The organism is uncultured Corynebacterium sp. (assembly GCF_945649885.1).
Classification (GTDB): Bacteria; Actinomycetota; Actinomycetes; order Mycobacteriales; family Mycobacteriaceae; genus Corynebacterium.
In genome coordinates, this window is the sequence record NZ_CALZFS010000041.1 from 1 (window position 1) to 20,957 (window position 20,957).

A 20,957-nucleotide genomic window follows, 5' to 3' on the forward strand; every position below is an offset into this window, starting at 1 on the left:
CAAAGGCCACAAGGTCGCCGAGGGGGTACGCATGATGGTTGTTCCATCGTCGACCTGGGTCAAGCAGGAAGCTGAAAAGGCCGGACTGGATAAGATCTTCATCGAAGCCGGAGCTGATTGGCGTACCGCAGGTTGCTCCATGTGCTTAGGCATGAACCCTGACCAGCTCAAGCCCGGTGAGCGTTCTGCCTCCACCTCCAACCGCAACTTCGAAGGTCGCCAGGGCCCCGGTGGACGCACCCACCTGGTCTCCCCGGCTGTTGCCGCCGCCACCGCAATCCGGGGAACCCTGTCCTCACCAGCGGATCTCTAAAGAATCCCGACACCCACCTTTAAGGAGTTTTTCTCATGGAGAAGTTCACCAAGTACACCGGCGTCGGCGTTCCTCTGAAGCGTTCCAACGTGGACACCGACCAGATCATCCCAGCTGTCTACCTCAAGCGTGTCACCCGCACCGGCTTTGAAGATGGACTGTTTTCCAACTGGCGCAAGAGCGACCCAGACTTCATCCTCAACCAGGAGACCTATAAAAACGGTTCCGTCCTCATCGCAGGCCCTGATTTTGGCACCGGCTCCTCCCGTGAGCACGCAGTATGGGCGCTGATGGACTATGGTTTCCGTGCTGTATTTTCCTCCCGTTTCGCCGATATCTTCCGCGGTAACTCGGGCAAGGCAGGAATGCTCACCGGCCTGATGGAGCAGTCAGATATTGAACTGCTCTGGAAGCTCATGGAACAGAACCCCGGCCTGGAAATGACCGTGGACCTGGAAAACCAGATCGTCACCGCAGGCGATGTCGTGATCAGCTTTGATGTTGATCCCTACATCCGCTGGCGTCTGATGGAAGGGCTCGATGACATCGGCCTGACCCTGCGCAAGGTCGATGAGATTGAGGCCTATGAGTCCAAGCGCCCAGCCTTCAAGCCACGCGCACTGGACTAGTTGTCTGACCAGCTGAAGAGGTCGAAAGGAGGCAGTGCGGCGTTGTACTAAGACGCCGCACTGCCTCCTTTGTTTTTCTCACTCAAAGATCTACTTCACCGGAAGTGAGCTGGCCAGATAGTCAGCACCGGTGAGCACACCATCATTGAAGCTCAAGACCCACACGCTGCCCTTCTTGGTACGGGTCTCCTCAGCGGAGATCGGAAGGGTGCCGTTTTCGGCAAGCCAGGACAACATCTCAGGAATCACGTTACCCTGGCCGACGATCACCGGAACGCCACCCTGGGACACCACGTCCATGAAGCGCTTCTTCACAGCCTCCGGGTTCTCGGACCAGCTATCATCACCGAAGAGCTTATTCACCGCGACATCCATGCCCAGCTCATCAGCCAGGGGTAGGGCAGTGGTCTGGCAACGATCCGGTACCGCTGAGTAGATCGCGGTGGGCTTATAAGGCAGGAGCATCGGGACCAGCATCTCTGCTTGACGACGCCCCTTCTTGTCCAGTGGGCGCTTGTTGTCATCACCGGCCCAGGTGTGGCGCTCATGCGCGCGGGCATGGCGGACATAAAGCACACGGGTGGTGGTCGGTGTCCGGAAACGCTTGGCAGCCTTGGTGAGGATCTCCGTATCCACCTTGTAGCTCAGAAGTTCGCAGGCATCGGCGATGGAGAGCCAACGGATCTCATCCACCTCATTATTCGGGGCGAATTCACCACCCAACACCTTGGCAGTCCAGTAGTAGACCACCTTGGTTCGAGCCAGCACCGGGTAGGTGACCTTGCCGATCAACTTGCCCAGACGGATGTCATAGCCGGTTTCCTCCAGGATCTCCCGGGCGCAGGTGGTGGGGATGGACTCACCGGGATCCACCTTGCCCTTGGCCAGGGACCAGTCGTCATAATGGGGGCGGTGAATGACCGCGACCTCAATGGAATCTGGATCATTCATGTCCCCACGCCAGAGCACGGCACCGGCGGCGAGGGTGGGATGGGAGAATTCCAGGGCTGGCTTGGAACCGATCTTCTGCAGGCGACCATTGATCAGCATGGCTGAGTCCTGATCCTTATCCACTTCATGGGGCTTGCTGGACTTATTGATCATGGCTGGATCTGGTTAACCTTTCGCGACGGTGGTGCGCGGATAAATATGAAAAAGTCGGCTATGAGAGACAACACGCACGAATAATTTTAAAAGTGTTTTGTCCATTGTTCACCAGCAGCCCACGATTCGCATGTTTGGACCCCCTGGGGCGGCGTGTTCCACGGTTTCTAATCGGGAGGCTTTCCTGCGGACAGATATATCAATGGGATACCCTGAGACAGTTAATGTTGGTGATTGAAAGGGCGTGTCAGTTGGTTTCCGTTGCGGTGATGGGTGCAGGTTCCTGGGGAACCACCTTGGCCAAGGTCTTCGCCGATGCCGGTAACACCGTCAACCTGTGGGCCCGGCGCGAATCCCTGGCAGAAACCATTCGCACCACGCGCGAGAATCCTGATTACCTCGCGGGTGTCACCCTGCCGGAATCAATCGTGGCCACCTCTGATCCAGAAGCTGCGCTGCGGGATAGTTCGATCGTGGTGCTGGGCATTCCCTCCCAGGCGCTGCGCACCACCCTGGCGGAGTGGAAGCAATTGATTCCTTCTGATGCCACCTTGGTGTCTCTGGCCAAAGGCATTGAGAAGGACACCCACCTGCGTATGAGTGAGGTGATCAGTGAGGTTGCCGGTGCTGATGCCCAGCGTATTGCGGTGTTGTCGGGTCCCAACCTTGCCCGTGAGGTGGCAGAGGGGCAGCCTGCGGCGACGGTGATTGCGTGTCTGGATGAGAACCGGGCGAAGCTGGTGCAGGCTGCTGTGGCGGCACCGTATTTCCGTCCATACACCAACGCTGATGTCATCGGCACGGAACTGGGCGGAGCCTGTAAAAATGTCATTGCTCTGGCGTGTGGTATCGCCCATGGTTTTGGGTTGGGGGAGAACTCCAATGCCTCACTGATCACCCGTGGTCTGGCGGAGATTGCGCGTCTGGGTAAGGCGATGGGGGCGGATGCCCGTACTTTTGCAGGTCTTGCTGGCATGGGGGACTTGGTGGCCACCTGTTCTTCACCACTGTCACGTAACCGTACTTTTGGTGACCGCCTGGGACGGGGTGAATCCCTGGAGCAGGCTCGTGAGGCAACCCATGGTCAGGTGGCAGAGGGTGTGATTTCATCCCAGTCCATTCATGATCTGGCGGTCAGCCTGGGGGTGGAAATGCCGATTACCCAGGCGGTGTATGCGGTGTGCCATCAGGGCATGGAGGTTTCCGATATGGTTAACGCCCTCATGGGCAGGTCTAAGAAGGCTGAGTAGGAAGACGTTGTAAGCTTTGCCGGTGTGAGCAACTCAAATTCCGCTAAAGTCCGCGTCGCTGTCCTCTATGGTGGCCGCAGCTCCGAGCATTCGGTGTCGTGTGTGTCCGCTGGTGCCATCATGGACCATCTTGACCCTGAGAAATATGAGGTCATTCCCGTTGGCATCACCACTGATGGTGCCTGGGTGGTCGGAGAGGATGATCCACAGCGTCTGCGTCTGATTGACCGTGTCATGCCTGAGGTTGAGCGCCGGGAGGAGATCCGCCCCAGCCTGGATCCGGCACACCGTGGTGAATTCCACTTCGCCGATGGCTCCCTCTATGCCACCGCTGATGTCATCTTCCCGGCACTGCATGGCCGTTTCGGTGAGGACGGCACCATGCAGGGCATGTTCGCCCTCTCTGATGTCCCTGTGGTGGGGCCGGGCATCCTGGCTTCTGCTGCGGGTATGGATAAAGAATTCTCCAAGAAGCTGATGGCTGCCGAGGGCCTGCCAATCGGCCGTGAGGTCATCTTGCGTGACCGCTCTGAACTGTCTGATGCGGAGAAGAACCTGCTGGGGCTACCGGTGTTTGTGAAGCCGGCGCGTGGTGGTTCCTCCATCGGTATTTCCAAGGTCACCTCCTGGGAGGACATGGCGGCAGCAATCAACCTGGCACGGGAACATGATGAGAAGGTCATCGTGGAATCCGAGATTGTCGGCCCCGAGGTCGAGTGCGGTGTGCTGCAGTACCCAGATGGGCGCATCGTGGCTTCTGCTCCGGCGCTGCTGCACGGCACTGAGGAAGGCGATGGTGGTTTCTATGACTTCGACACCAAGTACCTGGATAATGTGGTCACCGCTGAGATCCCGGCACCCCTGGAAGAAGACATGACTCAGCTGATCCAGTCACTGGCTGTGGAGACCTTCCAGGCCCTTGCCTGTGAGGGACTGGCACGTGTGGACTTCTTTGTCACCACCAATGGTCCTGTTCTCAATGAGATCAACACCATGCCTGGTTTTACCCCCATCTCGATGTACCCACAGATGTTCGCAGCCTCCGGTGTGGACTATGAGGAGCTGCTGGACACCCTTGTCCAGCAGGCCCTGCACCGCGGTTCCAACTAAGAGTTCCACTGAGCTGCAAAAGATTGAGGACCGCACCAGGCAACTGGTGCGGTCCTCAATTCTTTTATCTCAGCTATTTAAGCAGCCGGGATGTGCTCTTCGATGAATTCGGTGAGCTGGATGAGCGCACTTCCGGCGTACTGCGGCAGGGATACTGCCAGATCGGTTTCCCGTCCCAGTGCATACCAGGTGGCAGAGGTGGTGCCGGAGGCGAGGATGGTGTCCTCAAACCAGGGGATGTCATTGATCTGCTGGAGCACCTCGCCGGCAGCGTAGTTCTCAGAAGGTGCCACACCACAACGGATCACGATCGGCTCCAACCCGGGGGCAGCCCAGGCAACAGCATCAGCGCTGTAGCCAGCTGCGGACATCGCGGCATCGTCGATGAGGTCATAGACCACCGGATCATCTTCGGAACCGACCTGGAGGGTGCTGGGGAGGGCGTCGATAAGCGGGGCACAACGCTCCGTCTCAGCAGAAGCCAACTGGGACAGCGGGGCAGGGAAGGGCTCACCTTGGCGCTGTTCAAGCTCAATAATCGCAGTGGTGAAAGGCTCCACAGGGTTGTCGGCGTTGTTGGTGCTCAAGTCATCGGCGGTGACGGCGACAACGGGGAAGCGGTCAACGGAGTACCAGGTTTCCAGTGAGGAACCGGCAGTGATATCAGCAACCGGCAGCCAGGTGATGCCGTCAAAATCCACTGTTTCAGCAAGCTCGGTGTACTGGAAGGGCATGTCCACTCCACAACGCACGGTCACACGTTCCAGCTCAGAACTGGCCCATGCCGCGGTACCGGCAGGCACAGGTTCAATGATACGTGCCCGGGTGTGGCCGAAGGCATTGTTGGGCAAGGCCTCAACAAGGGCTGCACACTCATCGGATTCCGCAGCGGGTGCAGGCAGGGTACTCATGGACACCTGCTGCTGACCTGCAGGGCCCAACAGTACGCGGGCACCCACTAAGACAGTGGCAACCAGAACCAGTGACAGGATCAGGGCGATGATGATGGGAGTCTTGTTCATCCTCGGGGCAACCCCCGCGGTAGCTCCTGCAGACGCTGCGCCGGTTCCCCCGCCAGGTGCAGCTGCATTCTTCTTTTCGGCACTCATGACCTCCAACCCTACCTGCGGATGGTTAGACTATTAAACACTGATCACCCCAGTAGCTGAACCGCCGCACAGATAGCCTCCCTTCCCAGAGGCGAGGGCTGTGCACAGTCAAGGAGCTGACCCACCACCGTGCCTACAGTGCCCACTGAACCAACAGTGAACTTTCCCGAACACCTCCTGGGTGGCCCCACCATCGGAGAGATCGGCGAGTTCGAGGTGATCCGCGTGATCACCGAGCAGGCCAGCTCCACGCTCAATGGCGACGATGCTGCTGTCCTGCGCCACGCCTCACCCAACTCCCGCGCGGTGGCCACCACCGACATGCTGGTGGAGGGACGCCACTTCCAGTTGCACTGGTCCAGTCCGGAGGAGATCGGACAGAAGGCCATCCTGCAGAACTTCGCCGATATCGAAGCCATGGGCGCACGCCCGATTGCGGCCCTGTTGGCGATCTCTGCACCGGTGCACACCCCGGTGGAATTCATCCGCGGTGTGGCACGGGGCATCGGTAAGCGTGTGGAGGAGTACTCCGCAGAGCTGGTCGGTGGGGATGTCACCCAGGGAAATTCCTTGGTGCTGTCTGTCACCGCCCTGGGTTCACTGGGGGGTTCTCTACCGGAGCTGACCCTGGGCAGGGCACGCCCTGGCCAGATCGTGGTGGCCCATGGCCGCATCGGCTACTCCTCAGCCGGGTTGTCCCTGCTGCAGCGTTTCGGCCGGGAGGGGGTACCGGCAGAACTGACCCCCCTGGTGGAAGCGCACTGTGCACCCCAGCTCACCCCGGGCCGTGGCATGGTGGCCCGCGCTGCCGGGGCCACCGCCATGACCGACAACTCCGATGGCCTCATCGTGGACCTGTCCCAGATGGCCAAGAAGTCCGGGGTGCGCATCGACGTGGAATCCGATGCCATCGGCCCCGATGAACTCCTCAGCAAAGCTGGCGAAATCTTAGGCCGTGACCCCTGGGAATGGATCCTTACCGGCGGGGAGGACCACACGTTGTTGTCCACCACCTTCGGGGAGGCCCCCAGTGGCTTCCGGGAGATCGGGCACGTCACCAAATCCCGCACCGATGACCTGGTCACCATGGATAAGAAAACCCCGGCCTATTCCACCGGTTGGACAAGCTTTTAAAGGAAGGAACGCGCACATGGCACAGCACCCTGATGGCGGTTCGCTCATCACTTGGAACACCGTGGCCGATCTTCCCATCCACCCGTCCTGGGCGCCCGTCCTGGAACCGGTCATGCCCCAGATCCAGCAGCTGGGGCAGTTCCTCAACACAGAGGTAGCCGCCGGGCGTGGCTACCTGCCAGCCCACCAGGACATCTTCCGTGCCTTTTCCTACCCCCTGGATGAGGTCAAGGTCCTCATCGTGGGTCAGGACCCTTATCCGACCCCCGGCCATGCCATGGGACTGAGCTTTTCCACCCAACCAGGTGTGCACCCCCTGCCACGCAGCCTGTCCAATATCTTCAAGGAACTGGTGGCGGACCAGGGAACAGGCCAGGACAACAACAGCTCCACCGGCCAGGCGTCACTGGACATCGCCGGTCTCCAAGCACCAACGACCACACCAACGATGCCTATCGACGGCGACCTCACCCCCTGGTCGCACCAGGGCGTCATGCTACTCAACCGTGTGCTCACCGTCGCCCCCGGAGATGCCAACAGTCATAAGGGGAAAGGCTGGGAGAAGATCACTGAAGCCACCATCACCGCACTGGGAAAGCGTGAACAACCCCTGGTCGCCATCCTCTGGGGACGCCAGGCACAGGAGGTACAGAAGTTCTTGGGCGATGTCCCCTGCATCACCTCAGCACACCCATCACCACTGTCAGCATCGCGTGGTTTCTTCGGGTCCCGCCCATTCAGCAACGCAAACACCATCCTGGCCAACCTCGGTGCCACCCCTGTGGACTGGCAACTGTAAAGTAAGTCACTATGTCCAGCCCCAGCGATGATGATTCCCCAATACCCGTGAGCACCAACGCACAGGTGTCCACTGAGGTATTGACTGCTGACGGCGTACTGGGATGGGCCAGCCGCGCCGTATCCGTGCTCTCTGCACGCCGCGCTGAGATCAACGCCCTCAACGTATTCCCAGTCCCGGACGCCGACACCGGCTCCAACATGACCCACACGATGGAAGCCGCCCTCAACGAGGCACGCAAACTCGACCATGACGCCGACGTCGCCCGCATCACCGAAGCCCTGGCCGTGGGGTCAGTCAGAGGTGCCCGCGGAAACTCCGGCGTGGTCCTCAGCCAAGTGCTGCGCGCCATCGCGCAGGCCGCCGCCGACGGGGTTATCAACGGCCACACCATCCAGAAATCCCTCAACATCGCCCAATCCCTGGTCGACCGCGCCATCAATGACCCCGTGGAAGGCACCGTGGTCACCGTCTTGCGCGCCACCGCCATAGCCACCAAACAAGCAGTGGAAGACGGCTATGAGACACTGACCGAAGTGGTCAACCAAGCCGTCTGGTCAGCACGCACCGCACTGGCCCGCACCCCCTCACAACTAGAGGTCCTCCGCGAAGCCGGAGTCGTGGATGCCGGGGGACAGGGCCTGGTCATCCTCCTGGAAAGCCTCCAGGAACAGATCAACAACGCCCCCGGACCCGCAGGCGGCCTCGATGCCGGAACAACCACAGGCACCAACCCCAGCACTGCACAAACCGATGTCACCCACACCACCCCGATCCTCATCGAACACGACTCCCACGGCAAAATCGGCGACCTGGAAGTCATGTTCTTTCTCTCCTGCACCACCCCGGATGACTTGGACCAACTCCAACACACACTGGCCGAACTCGGCGACAGCCTCCTCATCGCCCGGGAATCCGACACCCGCGGCACCGTCCACATCCATTCGCGCCGGGCAGGAGAAGTGATTGAAGCAGCCTTTCACGCCGGTGAGGTCACCGACCTGCGCCTGGAGATCCTCCCGGAAGCCAACACCACCGAGGTCCCCACACGCGTCCTCATCGCGGTCACCCCGCCCGGATCCCTGGCCGAGCTCTACCAGAGTGCCGGAGCCACCGTGGTCACCCGCGATGCCAGCGAACTGCAGACAGACGAACCCTCCAATGAGATCGTCTCCCAGATCGTGGCCACCGCACGCGCCTCCCGAGCCGATGAAGTCATCCTCCTACCCAACGGCCTGCTGAGCAAACGGGAACTGGTCTCCATCGAACGCTCCAGCCACGCCTTTGAACAAGCCGTGACCATCCTGCCCACCTCAACACTGGTCTCAGGTATCGCAGCCGTGTCCATCCACGACCCCAGCCAACCCTTAGGCGTTGACTCCTACGCCATGGCTGAAGCCGCCAGCGCCATGCGCACCGCAGTGCTACGCGTGGCCGCCAGTGCCGCCCTGACCCAGGCAGGCGCCTGCTCCAGAGGAGACCTGCTGGCCTTTTCCGGCCAGGAGATACTCCTGATCGCCGAAGACCTCAATGACGCACTTTCACGCACCTGCCTCCGTCTACTCGACGGCGGTGGGGAACAGGTGACCCTCCTGATCGCCCAGGGACGCCAGAAGGATTTCGATGAAGAGATTTTCCGCCGGGGCTTAGGAACCCACCAACGGGTGGACATCACCGTATATCCTGCATCCGGAATGGAGAACCTCGTAGAGATTGGGGTGGAATAGCAACCATGCTGGGTTGGCACGACACCAGACTGCTCAAAGACATCCTCCCCACCAAGGAAGCCAAGGCGATGGAAAAAGCCCTCGGCTACACCACCGCGGGACAACTACTGCGCCACCATGTCCGCAAATACTCCCACCACGGCTCCGGCGTAGACCTGGGTGCCGCGGCAGAAGGTGACATGGTCACCATCGTCGGCGAAGTCACCCAAGCCACCAAGTCCTACACCAGCACCGGCAAGATGCTGTACAAGATCGTGGTGGCCAGCGAAACCCAACGCATCACCATCTCCTTTTTCGGCGCCCGCCACGTCCCGGCACTCCTACCCAGGGGCGTTCGCGCCATGTTCACCGGCAAGGTGAAATTCTTCCGTAACCAACCACAACTGTCCCACCCCGAATTCATCATCATCCCGTCAGTGGAATCCGGCGGCAAAGTCACCGGCACAGGTGGCATGAAGGCACTGGCAGCCTACGGCGATATCGAAGAAGTTGCCCGCAACCTCGTCGAACGCGAATACCTACCCATCTATGCAGGCACCGCCACTATGACCACCTGGCGCATCATGGCCGCCGTCCAACGCGTCCTGGACACCATGCCCCCCATCCCCGAACCCCTGGGCACCACCCCGGACGGCCTACCATCCTTTGAAACCGCCATCCGTGGCGTCCACAACCCCGGCGATGAAGGACCAGGCGCGTTCATTGACCGCCTCAAATACAACGAGGCACTCTCCCTAGCCACCGTCATGGCACTACGACGCGCCGACACCGCCGCCCGCAAGGCACCACCATGCCCTCGCGCACTCCAGGGGCAACAGCATGCGCTTATCGACGCACTACCGTTCCCCCTGACCGCAGGCCAAAAACAGGTCACCCGCGAAATCAGCTCCGACATGGAACAACGCGCCCCCATGTCACGCCTCCTCCAAGGCGAAGTCGGCTCCGGCAAAACCATCGTCTCCCTGTTGGCCATGCTCCAAGCCATCGACTCCGGACGCCAATGCGCCATGCTCGCCCCCACAGAAGTCCTGGCCACCCAACACGCCCGCAGCCTCACCACCACCCTCGCCACCGCAGGAGTGACCGCCACCGTCGTCCTCCTCACCGGCTCCATGCCGACTGCCGCGCGCCGGGAAGCACTGCTCAATGTCATCTCCGGTCAGGCTGACATCCTGGTGGGTACCCACGCCCTGATCCAGGATTCCGTGGAGTTTTTCGATCTGGGCCTGGTGGTGGTGGATGAACAACACCGTTTCGGTGTGGAACAGCGTGACCGTCTGCGCACCAAGGGCCGTGAGGGGCTCACCCCACACCTGCTGGTGATGACCGCAACCCCCATCCCGCGCACCATCGCGATGACCGTCTTCGGTGACCTGGCCGTTTCCACCCTGCGTGAACTCCCCGGTGGTAGACGCCCCATCCAGACCTCCGTGGTGCCTGCGGAGAAACCGGAATGGGTTAAACGTGCCTGGACGCGCATCAATGAAGAAGTCGCGGCCGGGCACCAGGCCTATGTGGTCTGCCCTCGCATCGAAGGGGAGGGGGGAGTCCTGGAAGTCCACAAAAACCTGCAGGAATTCATCTATCCACACCTGCGGATCGGGATGCTGCATGGCCGCATGGATTCTGACCTCAAAGATGAGGTGATGCAGGATTTCGCTGCCGGAAACATTGATGTGCTGGTGTCCACCACGGTCATCGAGGTCGGTATTGACGTGGCCAACGCCACCGTCATGCTCATCATGGAGGCCGACCGCTTCGGTGTCTCCCAGATCCACCAGCTGCGTGGACGCGTGGGCCGGGGTGGCTTTGCCTCCCTGTGCCTGCTCTACACACAATTCGCGATCACCTCGCCACAGATGGAACGCCTCCAGGCGATTGCCCAGACCTCTGATGGCTTCGCCCTGTCCGAACTGGACTTGCAGGTGCGCCAGGAGGGTGACATCCTGGGCACCTCACAGTCAGGCAGTGACACCAAACTGCTCTATCTCTCCCTGCTCACTGACCAGAAGATCATTGAACGTGCCCTCAAGGATGCTGCTGAACTGGTGGAGCGTGATCCGGGAAGAGCCTTGGCACTGGTCAGCGATATTGCACTGAGCAATCAGGATTATCTGGAGAAGAGTTAACCCCGTCCACCGGACACCGCTGACTCTGCATTAGTCTGTTACCTATGAAGATCTGCGCACCTTTTGCCGGTATCGTCCACTATTTTGTCGCTGAGGGCGATCCGGTCACCACCGGCGAACAAATCGGCACGGTGGAAGCCGTCAAACTCGAAGCACCCATCCTGGCACCCGGACCAGGCGTTGTCGCCTCCGTGGCTTTTGATGACTTTTCCAATGTCACCGGTGGCGATGAACTGCTCAGCCTGGAGGAAAAGTAAAACATGGGACAAACTCGCATCATCGCTGGTGAAGCACGTGGCCGCAAGCTGCAGGTTCCACCAGAAGGCACCCGACCCACCTCTGATCGTGCACGTGAAGGGCTGTTTTCCTCCCTTCAGGTTCGCTTCGGCTTCGAAGGCCAGGTGGTTCTGGATCTCTTCGCAGGTTCCGGCGCACTGGGGCTGGAGGCAGCCTCCCGTGGCGCAGAGGAAGTCACCCTGGTGGAAAATAACCCCAGGGCAGTGGAGATCATCCGCGAGAACATGACCGTGGTCAAACACCCACGCGTCCAGGCCGCAGAGATGAAAGCCTCCACCTACCTGGCCTCGGCACCGGACCAGCACTTCACCATGGTGCTGGCGGATCCGCCCTATGAACTGGCAGATGAATCAATCGTCGAGATGCTTCACGCGCTGACCCCCAAGCTTGTCGACGGCGCCGCTGTTGTCGTCGAGCGACTAGTGGAATCCCCAGAGACCGCCTGGCCAGCCTGGTTTGTGCCGACCACCCAGAAGCTGAAAAAACGCACCTACGGCATCGCCCGCATGGACATGGCAGTGTTTGATGCAGCACTTGTGAACACCGAAGAGGAGAACTGACATGAAAGCCGTCTGCCCAGGATCCTTTGACCCCATCACACTCGGCCACCTGGATATCATCACCCGTGCGGCTGCCCAGTTCGAGGAGGTCACCGTCCTGGTGACCGCCAACCCGAACAAGAACACCGGCCTGTTCACCGTGGCGGAACGTATGGAACTGATCCGTGAATCCACCGCCCACCTGGGCAATGTCAAGGTGGACACCTGGGGTGCATTACTGGTGGATTACACCACCGCCCATGATGTCGGCGCGTTGGTTAAAGGCTTACGTAGTTCCCTGGACTATGAATATGAGCTGCCGATGGCACAGATGAACAAACGCCTGTCCGGTGTGGACACCTTCTTCCTGCTCACCGATGAGAAATACGGTTATGTCTCATCGACACTGTGCAAGGAGGTCGCCCGTTATGGTGGTGATGTCTCCGGCCTGCTGCCTGATGTGGTTACCAAAGCTGTGAAGCAGAAGTACGCCCAGCAGTAACGGTGGATCTGGCGGCGATCTTCAGCATCGTCTTTCTCGGAGCCTGTGTTCAGCGGGTCTCCGGCATGGGGCTCGGCTTGGTCGCTGGCCCCATTTTGGCCGTTGTGCTCGGTCCCATCGAAGGCATACTGGTCAGCAACGTCCTGGCTGTGATCAATGCCAGCCTGACCACCGGGCTGCGGAGAAAAGATGTGGACTGGGGTCAGTTCGCCATCATCTCCTCCGTCCTGGTCATCGGTGCGATACCTGCAGCCTGGTTGCTCACCGTGGCTGACACCCCGGTGGTGTTCACCTTGGTCGGGGTGCTGCTGCTGGCAGCCCTGTGCTTATCGACACTTGCCCAGGCCTATATCCCACCGGTGAAAAACAAGGCAGCCCCCTTGATAGCAGGAATCGCCGCTGGTTTCATGAACACCCTGGCGGCAGTTTCTGCACCGGCCCTGACCGTGTATGCCCAGGCCACCCGCTGGGAACAACGATCCTTCTCCGCCACTCTCCAGCCCATCTTCCTGATGGCTGGAATCATCTCTGTGGTGGTGAAGGTATTTGGTGGTGCAGCCAACTTCGGCGACACCGGGTTCTGGATCTGGCCCGCAGGCATCGCCGGGATGATCTGCGGCATCCTCATCGGCTCAGTACTCAGCCACAGGATCGATAGCGCCACGGGCAGAAAATTTGCGCTCACCGTAGCCACCGTCGGGGCAGCGGTGGTGTTGATCAGAGGTATCTCAGGACTGGTATCTGGTTAATCATCAGTTATCCTTGAAGCTGGTGATAGACGAGCTAGGTGAAGGAGGTGGCAGCGACATGGGTGTGGATAGACGCATGTGGAAGATGAACCCGGAACAACTCCAGGAACATCTGAAACTGAAGAACCGTGCACGACAGTTCAAAGATAAAAAGAAGCACAATAGTAAAAGGGCCTGCCGGGATTTCTCCCAGCGGGCCCTTCCGCTGTCTGTCAGTCCTTTTTATAGGAGGGAGGACAGGAACTCCTGGGTGCGTGCCTGCTTCGGATTGTCCAGAACCTCAGCCGGGGTGCCGGACTCCACCACAACACCATCGGCCATGAAGACCACCTGATCGGCGACCTCGTGGGCGAAGCCCATCTCGTGGGTGACAACGAGCATGGTCATACCGTCGTCGGCAAGCTGCTTCATCACACGTAGGACCTCGCCGACCAGCTCAGGGTCAAGGGCGGAGGTGGGCTCGTCGAAAAGCATCAGCTTGGGATCCATGGCGACCGCACGGGCGATAGCCACACGCTGCTGCTGACCACCGGAAAGCTGCACCGGGTAGGCATCTGCCTTGTGAGCAAGACCAACCTGCTCAAGCAGCTGCATCGCATGTGCGCGGGCAGCCTTCTCCGGCTGCTTCTTCACATGGATCGGGGCTTCGATGATGTTCTCGATCACGGTGCGGTGGGGGAACAGGTTGAACTGCTGGAACACCATGCCGATGTCCGCACGCTGGCGGGAGGCGTCCTGCTCAGAGATCTCATAGAGCACACCGTCACGCTCACGGTAACCAATCAGATCGCCATCAACATAGAGGCGGCCGGCGTTGACCTTCTCCAGATGGTTCACACAACGCAGCATGGTGGACTTACCGGAACCGGATGGGCCGATGAGGCAGGTGACAGAACCTTTGGGCACCTGGAGGTCAATGCCCTTGAGCACCTCGAGACGGCCGAAGTTCTTGCAGACCTGCTGGGCATCAATCATGAGGTTGGTCATTTACTTGTTCTCCTTCGGAGCCTCAGGAACAACGTTGACATTGCCCGGGATGGCACCCTCAGCATCAGCAAGTGCTGCCAGCTGGCGGGCGGTGAGGTTACGGGTGCTGCCCTTTTCAAAGTGCTTCTCCAGGTAGTACTGACCCACCATGAGAATCGAGGTGATCACCAGGTACCAGGAAGCAGCAACCAGGAGCATTGGGACCGGCTCAAACAGTGAGTAGGCGATGTCCATGCTGCGGCCATAAAGCTCCAGGGAATAAGGGATGGCCACGACAAGGGAGGTGGTCTTGAGCATGGAGATCAGCTCATTACCGGTTGGTGGGATGATGATGCGCATGGCCTGTGGCAAAACGGTGCGGCGCATGGTCATGGACCAACCCATACCCAACGCCTTGGATGCTTCCATCTGGCCTTCAGGTACAGCCTGAATGCCGGAACGGACAATCTCCGCCATGTAGGCAGCCTCATTCAGCGACAGGCCCAGAACAGCGAGGATGAACATGTTGGAGAGGAAGGCCTGCAGATCAATCTCGGCAAAGCCTAAGTTGATGCTCTGGTACAGCGAGCCCAGCAGTCCCCAGAAGACCAGCTGAACATAGATCGGGGTGCCACGGAAGATCCACAGGTACAGCCAGGCGGACCCCTGGAGAACCGGGTTGCCGGACATGCGCATCACAGCGAGTGCAGCACCGAGAACCACACCGATGATCATGGAAAGGATCGTCAGCGCCAGGGTGTGCAGGGCAGCGGTGGCCACACGGGTATCAAAGAGATAGGTGCGGTAGGTCTCCCAGCCGTAGGCCTCATTGTTGAGCGCGCCGATGATGAACCAGGCCAGCAGGCCCAGAATGACAGCGGCACCCACCCAGCGGCCGGGGTGGCGCAATGGCTTGGCCTCAATCGGCTTGGGAGTTGCCCGGGATACAGGGCCGTTATTGGTGGGCCCGTCGGGGGAAGTCACTTGTGACATGTCACGTGTCCTTTGAAAAAACTTTGAGTTAAAAATCAGAATTAGGTGGTGCCGGGGATTGTGCTGCGCCTAGAGGAGAGGCTGCTCATTGATGAGGGCCTGGTCCAGAAGACCTTCCTCGATGCCCCATTGAGCGAGGATGCGCTCATAGTCGCCGGACTCAATCAAGTGCTGGAAGGCAAGTGCGGCAACCTCAGTGAGCTCTGCCTCCTTGGGGAAGGCGAAACCAAAGGGTGCTGCCATGAAGATATCCCCGACAAGTTCAATGCGGTCATCAGAGCGGGCCACAGCCCAGGCGGTGATGGGGGAGTCAGCAGCCAGAGCATCGGCACGACCTAGGATCAGGGCGGTGGCGGCAGAATCGGCGGTGTCATAGGACAACACCGTGATCGGTTCCTTGCCGTCCTGCACACACTGTTCAGACTTAGGGCGGACATCATCAGTCTCAGCCACCGTGGTGCGCTGAACAGCGATGGTCAAGCCACAGGCATTGTCTGGATCGACCTCGATATCAGAATCAACCCGCTGTGCCCACTGGACACCGGCGTAGAGGAAATCAATGAAATCGAAGTTCTGACGGCGTTCCTCATTGTCGGTGAATCCAGAGGCACCCATATCCACAGTGCCCGCCTGAACCGACGGCAGGATCAGGGAGAAGTCCTGCTCCTGTGGTGCATAATCCAACCCCATGACACCAGCCATCGCTCGTGCGAGGTCCATCTCCACGCCGATGATCTGGCCATCTGAATCCTTGAACTCAAACGGTGGGAACGGGGGATTGGCGCCAGCGGTCAGCACACCACGCTGGGTCAGGGCCTCTGGAACCAGCGCCTGGATCTCCGGAACCGGCTCAGGAACAATCTGCTCCCAACCCTCCGGATTTCCCTGCTCCTCATTGGTCACACAGGAGGCGAGGGTGAATGAGACTGCCACAGCGCCAACAACGGCCGTGACTCCGCGAAACAGGTGGCCGCGTGCTGGTTGATGCAACTTCTGGCGCAACCGCTGAAACGGCTTGGCCAGGTGACGCGAAGGGGTCAAACTCTCAATCATAAGGCCAGATATTACAGGTAGGTGTGTCCAACGCCCGAAGTGCGGTGGAGACTCCGACTTTTCTTGAGTGCAGGTGGCGGTACTTGGCGGGATGACAGGGCAGATCTTCAGTGCTGAGATAATGTGGTTCTACCACAGGGATGTCCGGAAATATGCCTTTTGTAGTGCGATAACTCAATCTCAAGAACTATGGTCGCTGGTATCTCCCACCGGGTAGCTTGGAGGTATGACCAGTGTGGAAATCAATGTCATCATCACTTTGCTCGCCGTGTTAATGGTGGGGACTCTGGTGATCTGGGGATTGTCGAGGATCCTGCGCAAGCGACGCATGCTTGAATTCAATAAAGGTCCAGGCAACCCGGATGAGCCAGCCCCCGCAAGTCCCTGGCGACGATACACAGGTGCACTTGGTGCACCCTACGCCCACCCGGAATGGCTACGCGTGCCTGCAACCAAACGACTCCACACACCCGAACAGGTCTACTACGGCTACGCATCAGCCATGACCCCCTTTGCGGTGATCAATGTCCTGCGCATTGACTGGGGCGTGAAAAATGAGCAGCAGGCACATAAACGGCTTAATCAAGCCCGCGAGGTCATCACCGACCAGGCCGTGGCAGTGGCTGCAGAACGCGGCCTGCCCGGTGGCGAAGACCCTTTCCGGGAGAAGCTCATCCACGCCGGTGCCTCCGCTGACGTGGTCGATGAATTCATTGCCCGCATCCATGAAATGCAGGAGGGGGACGTCGGGGATGCTGATATCGACGGTCTGGCCTTTGATATCGCACGGGTGTCCAACCTGGTTCGGTGGTCAGGCAACGTGCGGTACGTGGAAGCAGAACAGGGTGATGCCTACCTGGATGGAGTGGGGGTCGCCGCAGCCGCGGTGTTCAGGGACTGGGATGACTTCTCCCGTGCCTACCTGGCTGGGTTGTCCACCCGCTTCAAAGGTGGAAGCAAACACTACATCAAAGCCGTGGAATGGTTACGCACTGATTTCTCCAGTCCGTGGTTCCGGCAGCCGTGGATCACTGCTATCAAGTCTACAAAATAGATTAATGCTAAGTGATCGGCCCTGACTCCCCACTCAGGAGGATCCTATATTTCCCCTCAACCCCTCCATGGTGGCGGGTGCACCGGCAGGGTGCGGTACCGCTGCCTGAAGGGGGTTTTCTTGTCTGTGACAAGTTTTAGGTGGCATTTCCAGGTGCTACAAAGTCAGGGCTCCTGAAAGTCTCTTCAGTGCTTCTCGGCGGTGGGGCATCCTCTAAAAAGAATCAGGTGCAATGCTGCCCGTGGGAGAAATCCTCCAGTTTCCTTAAAGCACGTAGGTGGGCAATGAAAAAGCACCTCTCGTGGAAGCAGTTCAGAAAACTACTTCCGCAGGAGGTGCTCTTTTGACACCGTGGGCACTACGCCAGGGGTGTTATACCGGATCAGACTCGGAGACGATTTCAGAATTCAGGTTCTTGGTGGAGGTGACGCGCTCAATGATCATGACCAGGGCGACCACAGCGGCGCCGATGACGATGGCCAGAATGATCGGCCAGGTGACACCGGATGGTGCCAGGAGAGTGGCTTCGGAATCCTGCCATGGCCACAGGGCGCGCAGGGAACCGAGCATCAGGCCGGCCATGACGGTCAGGGTGATGGTGCGGTGGTGTTCGAGGATGTAGGAGAGGATCTTGATGAACAGTGCGACGCCGGTGATGGCACCGATCATGAAGACGCCGATGACATCCCACTCGCGGTTGGAAAGGGAAGACATGATCGGGGCGTAGAGGCCGACAGCAAGCAGGAAGAAAGATCCGGAGATGCCTGGAAGCACCAGGGCGCACACGGCGATCGCCGCGGCGATGAAGATGATGATCAGGGAAGGATCTTCCTGCGGTGCGGAGGTGAACCCGGTACCGAAGAAGGAGATCACGGCACAGACCAGGGCCAGTGGGATCAGCAGTGGCAGACGCTTCTTGGCGTCACGGCCGTCCATCATGCCGATCGGAACCAGGATGGAGACGGCAACCATGCCCAGAAACAGACCACGGGAGATCTCCGGGTGGTTCTCCACGAAGTTGGAGAGGATGGTGGACATGGAGAACACCGCGGTGACCATGCCGATCGCCACAGCGCCGAGAAACCACCAGTCAATCTTTGACAGGGCCGCTTTCATCTTGGAGCGGTCCTTGATGACAACCTTTATCAGGTCAATGAGCAGTTCACCGTTGTGCAGTGCTCGTTCGTACAGTCCGAAGACAAGTGCCACGGTGCCGCCGGAAATACCAGGCACAAGCTCGGCCATTCCGATGAATGCGCCACGGAGCAGGTTCCAGATAATAGCCAGTGGCGTCTTCTTGGTCTTGGCAGGGTAGATGTGCGTGACATCCGGGGTGTCCGTGGTGCTGGAGATGGCCGCGCTGGGCGCGTCAGGATTGGTGGCGCTCATAAAGTTTTGGTCTTTCGTTGCTTGCGGTGTTTAAACGTTAAGAACTATACGGGGCTTGGGGATGAAACCGCTTATCGACGCCCCGCCTCCGGCACCTTCACAGCACTGATCACTGTTGCGCCAGCCAGAAGGCTGGCCCCTGCCGCCATGAACCACCAGAGCACCACAGGGATATGGGTGTTCCATGACGTGATGGCGAGCCCGAAAAATAAAACTGTGATGATGGACTCCACACCCGTGCGAATCGGTTTTGCAGTGCCACGGTAGAGATTCCAGAAGGCTGAGGCCACACTGATGATGCCGATTGCCACCAAGGCGACACTGATGATGAGGGTGATTGATTCGCTCATGACACCTCATCCTTGATGAGATCATTGATGAGGACTGCCCCAAGCTCATCCACCGCCGCGGTGGTGTCATTAATGGCAAAGGTGGCTGTGTGTGATGAAGGATCAATGATGAGCATGGAGCGGAATCCTCCGGTACCACCATTATGGAAGAAGAAGTTGTTTTCATCATCGTGGATCCAGGTGTAATCGGGCATTGTCTTGCTCAATATGTATTCCGCATAGATAGCCATGTCATGAGCTGTTGACCTGAGTGCTCCGGCTGGGGCATCAGCATCCATTTCCCAAGCCTCACTCTCCCTACCCCGGGAGGTCAGCCCGCGGGGTGCATCACCGGGAACGGAACCTGGAACCATCAGATAGGTCTCATCCATCTTCAGGGGAACAAGGATTTCTTCTTTGAGTAGTTCTGGATAGGTGGCACCAGAAGCCTTTGCGATTAGTTGCCCCAGCAGTGCAAAGCCGAAGTTGGAATAGCTGAACTCACCGCGATCGCTGAGGCTGGCGTCACGGGTATCTTCAATGAGTTCCTCATTGGTGTAGTCCGCATAAGGGTTTCCTCCCGTCATGGTGGAGGTGAAGGCACGTAAATCCATGCGGCTCAGGCGTGGTAATCCGGAGGTGTGCGTGGCCAGCTCTTCCATGGTGATGTCTTCTGCTTCTGCCCCAGGAATATCGAAGATCTCGCCCACTGTGGTGTCTAAGGTGAGATCTCCACGATGAAGGGCATTGCTGAGCAGTTCTGCGGTGAAGGTCTTGGTGATGGACCCAATCTCAAATTCTGTGTGTTCATCTGCGCCCAGGCCTGCGAAGGTGCTCTGCCCCTCACGGTGGGTGAATGCTGCAATATTTCGGCTGGCGCGCGGAGCGTGTTCCTCCAGGAGGTCCGCGAGTTCGGACTCGCCAGTCTTATCGGTTGCGAGGCTGATTGGTTTCGGACCGATGGCCATGGCCAAGGCTGCCGTTGCCATCACCGCAATCACAGCGATGCCCATCACAGTTAGTTTTCGGGAATCCATTTCAGGCTTCTTCCATCGCAAGTATCAACGTGAGGAGAGCCACCACACGCTTTGCTTTGATTGAGTGCAGTCCATGAGAATCTTTATAAATCCAGCCTGCAGACTGGAGGGTCGTCAGGTGGTGATAGCCCGTGCCGGTGGAGGAGACGACTCCTGCCTCCACCAATTCTGCAACAGTGGCCGGGTGGTTCAGTAGGTGTTGGAGGATCCGTCCGCGGACCGGATGTGCTGTTGCGCCGAGGTTTTTCATGGTCTCATCCCATGCCCCCTCGGTGAGGTGCGTGGTGGGACGCTCCCAGGCGTAGGAATACGTGGCATCGCCTAAGGTGACTTCGCCTTGGTAGCTCACTGAACCTGCTGCATCTGTCTCTAGGCCGGTGAGGGGGAGTTCATTGCCTTCCAGCTTGTTCATGCGCTTTTCCAGATCCCGGATGCGTTCGAGGAGCTCCTCGACCACATTGACATTCCCTGATTCCATAATTCCAGAGTTCCAGAAATATAGACCTGGCGCAAGGAGGTTGGGAATGGTGTTAAATCCCCGCATTATCCCTTACTGTGACAGGGCACGATGGGATAACCCCAGATAGAGAATGGGGAACTTACGGATCTTTCGGGCATGGAAAAACCCCTCCTTACCGTGCATTACTGCTGCTAAGAGGGGTTTCAGTGGTGCCCCAGGTGGGACTCGAACCCACACTGGACGGGTTTTGAATCCGTTGCCTCTGCCAATTGGGCTACTAGGGCG

22 protein-coding genes, 1 tRNA gene and 1 pseudogene are annotated in these 20,957 nt (G+C 59.0%); 14 read left to right on the forward strand and 10 right to left on the reverse strand.

Annotated elements, in window-relative coordinates:
• Nucleotides 1–313 (forward strand): aconitase family protein (locus Q0M74_RS06190; RefSeq protein WP_293952525.1); only part of this gene is annotated, 313 nt, incomplete at its 5' end.
• A gap of 35 nt (nucleotides 314–348) precedes the next feature.
• Nucleotides 349–942, forward strand: a complete 594-nt coding sequence (gene leuD, locus Q0M74_RS06195; protein WP_293952527.1) for a 3-isopropylmalate dehydratase small subunit — start codon at nucleotides 349–351, stop codon at nucleotides 940–942.
• 90 nt (nucleotides 943–1,032) lie between these two features.
• Here the strand turns inward: leuD and Q0M74_RS06200 are convergent, their stop codons facing one another.
• Nucleotides 1,033–2,046 carry a bifunctional NUDIX hydrolase/histidine phosphatase family protein gene (locus Q0M74_RS06200; RefSeq protein ID WP_293952529.1) on the reverse strand — a complete coding sequence of 338 codons (1,014 nt, stop codon included), beginning with the start codon at nucleotides 2,044–2,046 and terminating at the stop codon, nucleotides 1,033–1,035.
• Between the two features lie 230 nt (nucleotides 2,047–2,276).
• Here Q0M74_RS06200 and Q0M74_RS06205 point away from each other — a divergent pair, with 230 nt between their 5' ends.
• Together Q0M74_RS06205 and Q0M74_RS06210 are read left to right on the forward strand one after the other, a co-directional pair.
• On the forward strand, nucleotides 2,277–3,296 hold the full coding sequence (locus tag Q0M74_RS06205; RefSeq protein WP_293952565.1) for an NAD(P)H-dependent glycerol-3-phosphate dehydrogenase: 1,020 nt from the start codon (nucleotides 2,277–2,279) through the stop codon (nucleotides 3,294–3,296).
• Nucleotides 3,297–3,320: 24 nt separating this feature from the next.
• A complete protein-coding gene (locus Q0M74_RS06210) occupies nucleotides 3,321–4,406 on the forward strand; it encodes a D-alanine--D-alanine ligase family protein (RefSeq protein WP_293952531.1) in 1,086 nt (361 codons plus the stop codon).
• Between the two features lie 77 nt (nucleotides 4,407–4,483).
• Here Q0M74_RS06210 and Q0M74_RS06215 read toward each other — a convergent pair whose 3' ends face one another.
• On the reverse strand, nucleotides 4,484–5,428 hold the full coding sequence (locus Q0M74_RS06215; RefSeq protein ID WP_293952567.1) for a DUF3515 domain-containing protein: 945 nt from the start codon (nucleotides 5,426–5,428) through the stop codon (nucleotides 4,484–4,486).
• A gap of 216 nt (nucleotides 5,429–5,644) precedes the next feature.
• On the opposite strand from Q0M74_RS06215, the gene Q0M74_RS06220 reads away from it, so the two are divergent.
• The 9 genes and pseudogenes from Q0M74_RS06220 to Q0M74_RS06260 all read left to right on the forward strand — a co-directional run.
• Nucleotides 5,645–6,649, forward strand: a complete 1,005-nt coding sequence (locus Q0M74_RS06220) for a thiamine-phosphate kinase (protein WP_293952533.1) — start codon at nucleotides 5,645–5,647, stop codon at nucleotides 6,647–6,649.
• Between the two features lie 16 nt (nucleotides 6,650–6,665).
• On the forward strand, nucleotides 6,666–7,448 hold the full coding sequence (locus tag Q0M74_RS06225) for a uracil-DNA glycosylase (RefSeq protein WP_293952535.1): 783 nt from the start codon (nucleotides 6,666–6,668) through the stop codon (nucleotides 7,446–7,448).
• 11 nt (nucleotides 7,449–7,459) lie between these two features.
• Nucleotides 7,460–9,175, forward strand: a complete 1,716-nt coding sequence (locus Q0M74_RS06230) for a DAK2 domain-containing protein (RefSeq protein ID WP_293952537.1) — start codon at nucleotides 7,460–7,462, stop codon at nucleotides 9,173–9,175.
• Nucleotides 9,176–9,180: 5 nt separating this feature from the next.
• Entirely contained in the window at nucleotides 9,181–11,304 is a 2,124-nt protein-coding gene (locus Q0M74_RS06235) for an ATP-dependent DNA helicase RecG (protein WP_293952539.1), read from the forward strand.
• A 44-nt stretch (nucleotides 11,305–11,348) separates the two neighbouring features.
• Nucleotides 11,349–11,561 carry a biotin/lipoyl-containing protein gene (locus Q0M74_RS06240; protein WP_293952541.1) on the forward strand — a complete coding sequence of 71 codons (213 nt, stop codon included), beginning with the start codon at nucleotides 11,349–11,351 and terminating at the stop codon, nucleotides 11,559–11,561.
• 3 nt (nucleotides 11,562–11,564) lie between these two features.
• Nucleotides 11,565–12,161: a 16S rRNA (guanine(966)-N(2))-methyltransferase RsmD gene (gene rsmD / locus Q0M74_RS06245; protein WP_293952543.1), complete on the forward strand. Its 597-nt coding sequence runs from the start codon at nucleotides 11,565–11,567 to the stop codon at nucleotides 12,159–12,161.
• A gap of 1 nt (nucleotide 12,162) precedes the next feature.
• A complete protein-coding gene (gene coaD, locus Q0M74_RS06250; protein ID WP_293952545.1) occupies nucleotides 12,163–12,642 on the forward strand; it encodes a pantetheine-phosphate adenylyltransferase in 480 nt (159 codons plus the stop codon).
• A gap of 2 nt (nucleotides 12,643–12,644) precedes the next feature.
• Nucleotides 12,645–13,391: a sulfite exporter TauE/SafE family protein gene (locus Q0M74_RS06255; protein ID WP_293952547.1), complete on the forward strand. Its 747-nt coding sequence runs from the start codon at nucleotides 12,645–12,647 to the stop codon at nucleotides 13,389–13,391.
• Between the two features lie 58 nt (nucleotides 13,392–13,449).
• A pseudogene (locus Q0M74_RS06260) lies at nucleotides 13,450–13,572 on the forward strand (PTS nitrogen regulatory IIA subunit); the annotation flags it as partial.
• Between the two features lie 41 nt (nucleotides 13,573–13,613).
• Here the strand turns inward: Q0M74_RS06260 and Q0M74_RS06265 are convergent.
• The 3 genes from Q0M74_RS06265 to Q0M74_RS06275 all read right to left on the reverse strand — a co-directional run bounded on the left by Q0M74_RS06265 (nucleotide 13,614) and on the right by Q0M74_RS06275 (nucleotide 16,403).
• Nucleotides 13,614–14,378, reverse strand: a complete 765-nt coding sequence (locus tag Q0M74_RS06265) for an amino acid ABC transporter ATP-binding protein (RefSeq protein WP_293952549.1) — start codon at nucleotides 14,376–14,378, stop codon at nucleotides 13,614–13,616.
• Nucleotides 14,379–15,350 carry an amino acid ABC transporter permease gene (locus Q0M74_RS06270; RefSeq protein WP_293952551.1) on the reverse strand — a complete coding sequence of 324 codons (972 nt, stop codon included), beginning with the start codon at nucleotides 15,348–15,350 and terminating at the stop codon, nucleotides 14,379–14,381. It abuts the gene before it with no gap.
• Nucleotides 15,351–15,419: 69 nt separating this feature from the next.
• Nucleotides 15,420–16,403: an ABC transporter substrate-binding protein gene (locus tag Q0M74_RS06275; protein WP_293952553.1), complete on the reverse strand. Its 984-nt coding sequence runs from the start codon at nucleotides 16,401–16,403 to the stop codon at nucleotides 15,420–15,422.
• 226 nt (nucleotides 16,404–16,629) lie between these two features.
• Between Q0M74_RS06275 and Q0M74_RS06280 the strand changes: the two genes are divergently transcribed.
• The gene (locus Q0M74_RS06280) at nucleotides 16,630–17,457 is read left to right on the forward strand and encodes a DUF1266 domain-containing protein (RefSeq protein WP_293952555.1); all 828 of its coding nucleotides are present in this window, start codon (nucleotides 16,630–16,632) and stop codon (nucleotides 17,455–17,457) included.
• A 372-nt stretch (nucleotides 17,458–17,829) separates the two neighbouring features.
• Here Q0M74_RS06280 and Q0M74_RS06285 read toward each other — a convergent pair whose 3' ends face one another.
• The 5 genes from Q0M74_RS06285 to Q0M74_RS06305 all read right to left on the reverse strand — a co-directional run bounded on the left by Q0M74_RS06285 (nucleotide 17,830) and on the right by Q0M74_RS06305 (nucleotide 20,956).
• On the reverse strand, nucleotides 17,830–18,846 hold the full coding sequence (locus Q0M74_RS06285; protein WP_293952557.1) for a DUF368 domain-containing protein: 1,017 nt from the start codon (nucleotides 18,844–18,846) through the stop codon (nucleotides 17,830–17,832).
• A gap of 71 nt (nucleotides 18,847–18,917) precedes the next feature.
• Nucleotides 18,918–19,196: a hypothetical protein gene (locus tag Q0M74_RS06290; protein WP_293952559.1), complete on the reverse strand. Its 279-nt coding sequence runs from the start codon at nucleotides 19,194–19,196 to the stop codon at nucleotides 18,918–18,920.
• The gene (locus Q0M74_RS06295) at nucleotides 19,193–20,212 is read right to left on the reverse strand and encodes a serine hydrolase (RefSeq protein ID WP_293952561.1); all 1,020 of its coding nucleotides are present in this window, start codon (nucleotides 20,210–20,212) and stop codon (nucleotides 19,193–19,195) included. Before Q0M74_RS06295 ends, Q0M74_RS06290 begins: the two co-directional genes overlap by 4 nt.
• Before the next feature lies 1 nt (nucleotide 20,213).
• On the reverse strand, nucleotides 20,214–20,690 hold the full coding sequence (locus Q0M74_RS06300; RefSeq protein WP_293952563.1) for a helix-turn-helix transcriptional regulator: 477 nt from the start codon (nucleotides 20,688–20,690) through the stop codon (nucleotides 20,214–20,216).
• 189 nt (nucleotides 20,691–20,879) lie between these two features.
• Nucleotides 20,880–20,956 (reverse strand) — tRNA-Leu (locus Q0M74_RS06305).
• Between the last annotated feature and the right edge of the window lies 1 nt (nucleotide 20,957).

Excerpts from the sequence above, each read along its gene's own strand:
- leuD (WP_293952527.1), top strand. The coding sequence starts at position 349 with ATGGAGAAGTTCACCAAGTACACCGGCGTCGGCGTTCCTCTGAAGCGT.
- Q0M74_RS06200 (WP_293952529.1), bottom strand. The coding sequence starts at position 2,046 with ATGATCAATAAGTCCAGCAAGCCCCATGAAGTGGATAAGGATCAGGAC.
- Q0M74_RS06215 (WP_293952567.1), bottom strand. The coding sequence starts at position 5,428 with ATGAACAAGACTCCCATCATCATCGCCCTGATCCTGTCACTGGTTCTG.
- Q0M74_RS06225 (WP_293952535.1), top strand. The coding sequence starts at position 6,666 with ATGGCACAGCACCCTGATGGCGGTTCGCTCATCACTTGGAACACCGTG.
- Q0M74_RS06230 (WP_293952537.1), top strand. The coding sequence starts at position 7,460 with ATGTCCAGCCCCAGCGATGATGATTCCCCAATACCCGTGAGCACCAAC.
- Q0M74_RS06235 (WP_293952539.1), top strand. The coding sequence starts at position 9,181 with ATGCTGGGTTGGCACGACACCAGACTGCTCAAAGACATCCTCCCCACC.
- Q0M74_RS06240 (WP_293952541.1), top strand. The coding sequence starts at position 11,349 with ATGAAGATCTGCGCACCTTTTGCCGGTATCGTCCACTATTTTGTCGCT.
- rsmD (WP_293952543.1), top strand. The coding sequence starts at position 11,565 with ATGGGACAAACTCGCATCATCGCTGGTGAAGCACGTGGCCGCAAGCTG.
- coaD (WP_293952545.1), top strand. The coding sequence starts at position 12,163 with ATGAAAGCCGTCTGCCCAGGATCCTTTGACCCCATCACACTCGGCCAC.
- Q0M74_RS06265 (WP_293952549.1), bottom strand. The coding sequence starts at position 14,378 with ATGACCAACCTCATGATTGATGCCCAGCAGGTCTGCAAGAACTTCGGC.
- Q0M74_RS06270 (WP_293952551.1), bottom strand. The coding sequence starts at position 15,350 with ATGTCACAAGTGACTTCCCCCGACGGGCCCACCAATAACGGCCCTGTA.
- Q0M74_RS06275 (WP_293952553.1), bottom strand. The coding sequence starts at position 16,403 with ATGATTGAGAGTTTGACCCCTTCGCGTCACCTGGCCAAGCCGTTTCAG.
- Q0M74_RS06280 (WP_293952555.1), top strand. The coding sequence starts at position 16,630 with ATGACCAGTGTGGAAATCAATGTCATCATCACTTTGCTCGCCGTGTTA.
- Q0M74_RS06285 (WP_293952557.1), bottom strand. The coding sequence starts at position 18,846 with ATGAGCGCCACCAATCCTGACGCGCCCAGCGCGGCCATCTCCAGCACC.
- Q0M74_RS06290 (WP_293952559.1), bottom strand. The coding sequence starts at position 19,196 with ATGAGCGAATCAATCACCCTCATCATCAGTGTCGCCTTGGTGGCAATC.
- Q0M74_RS06295 (WP_293952561.1), bottom strand. The coding sequence starts at position 20,212 with ATGGATTCCCGAAAACTAACTGTGATGGGCATCGCTGTGATTGCGGTG.
- Q0M74_RS06300 (WP_293952563.1), bottom strand. The coding sequence starts at position 20,690 with ATGGAATCAGGGAATGTCAATGTGGTCGAGGAGCTCCTCGAACGCATC.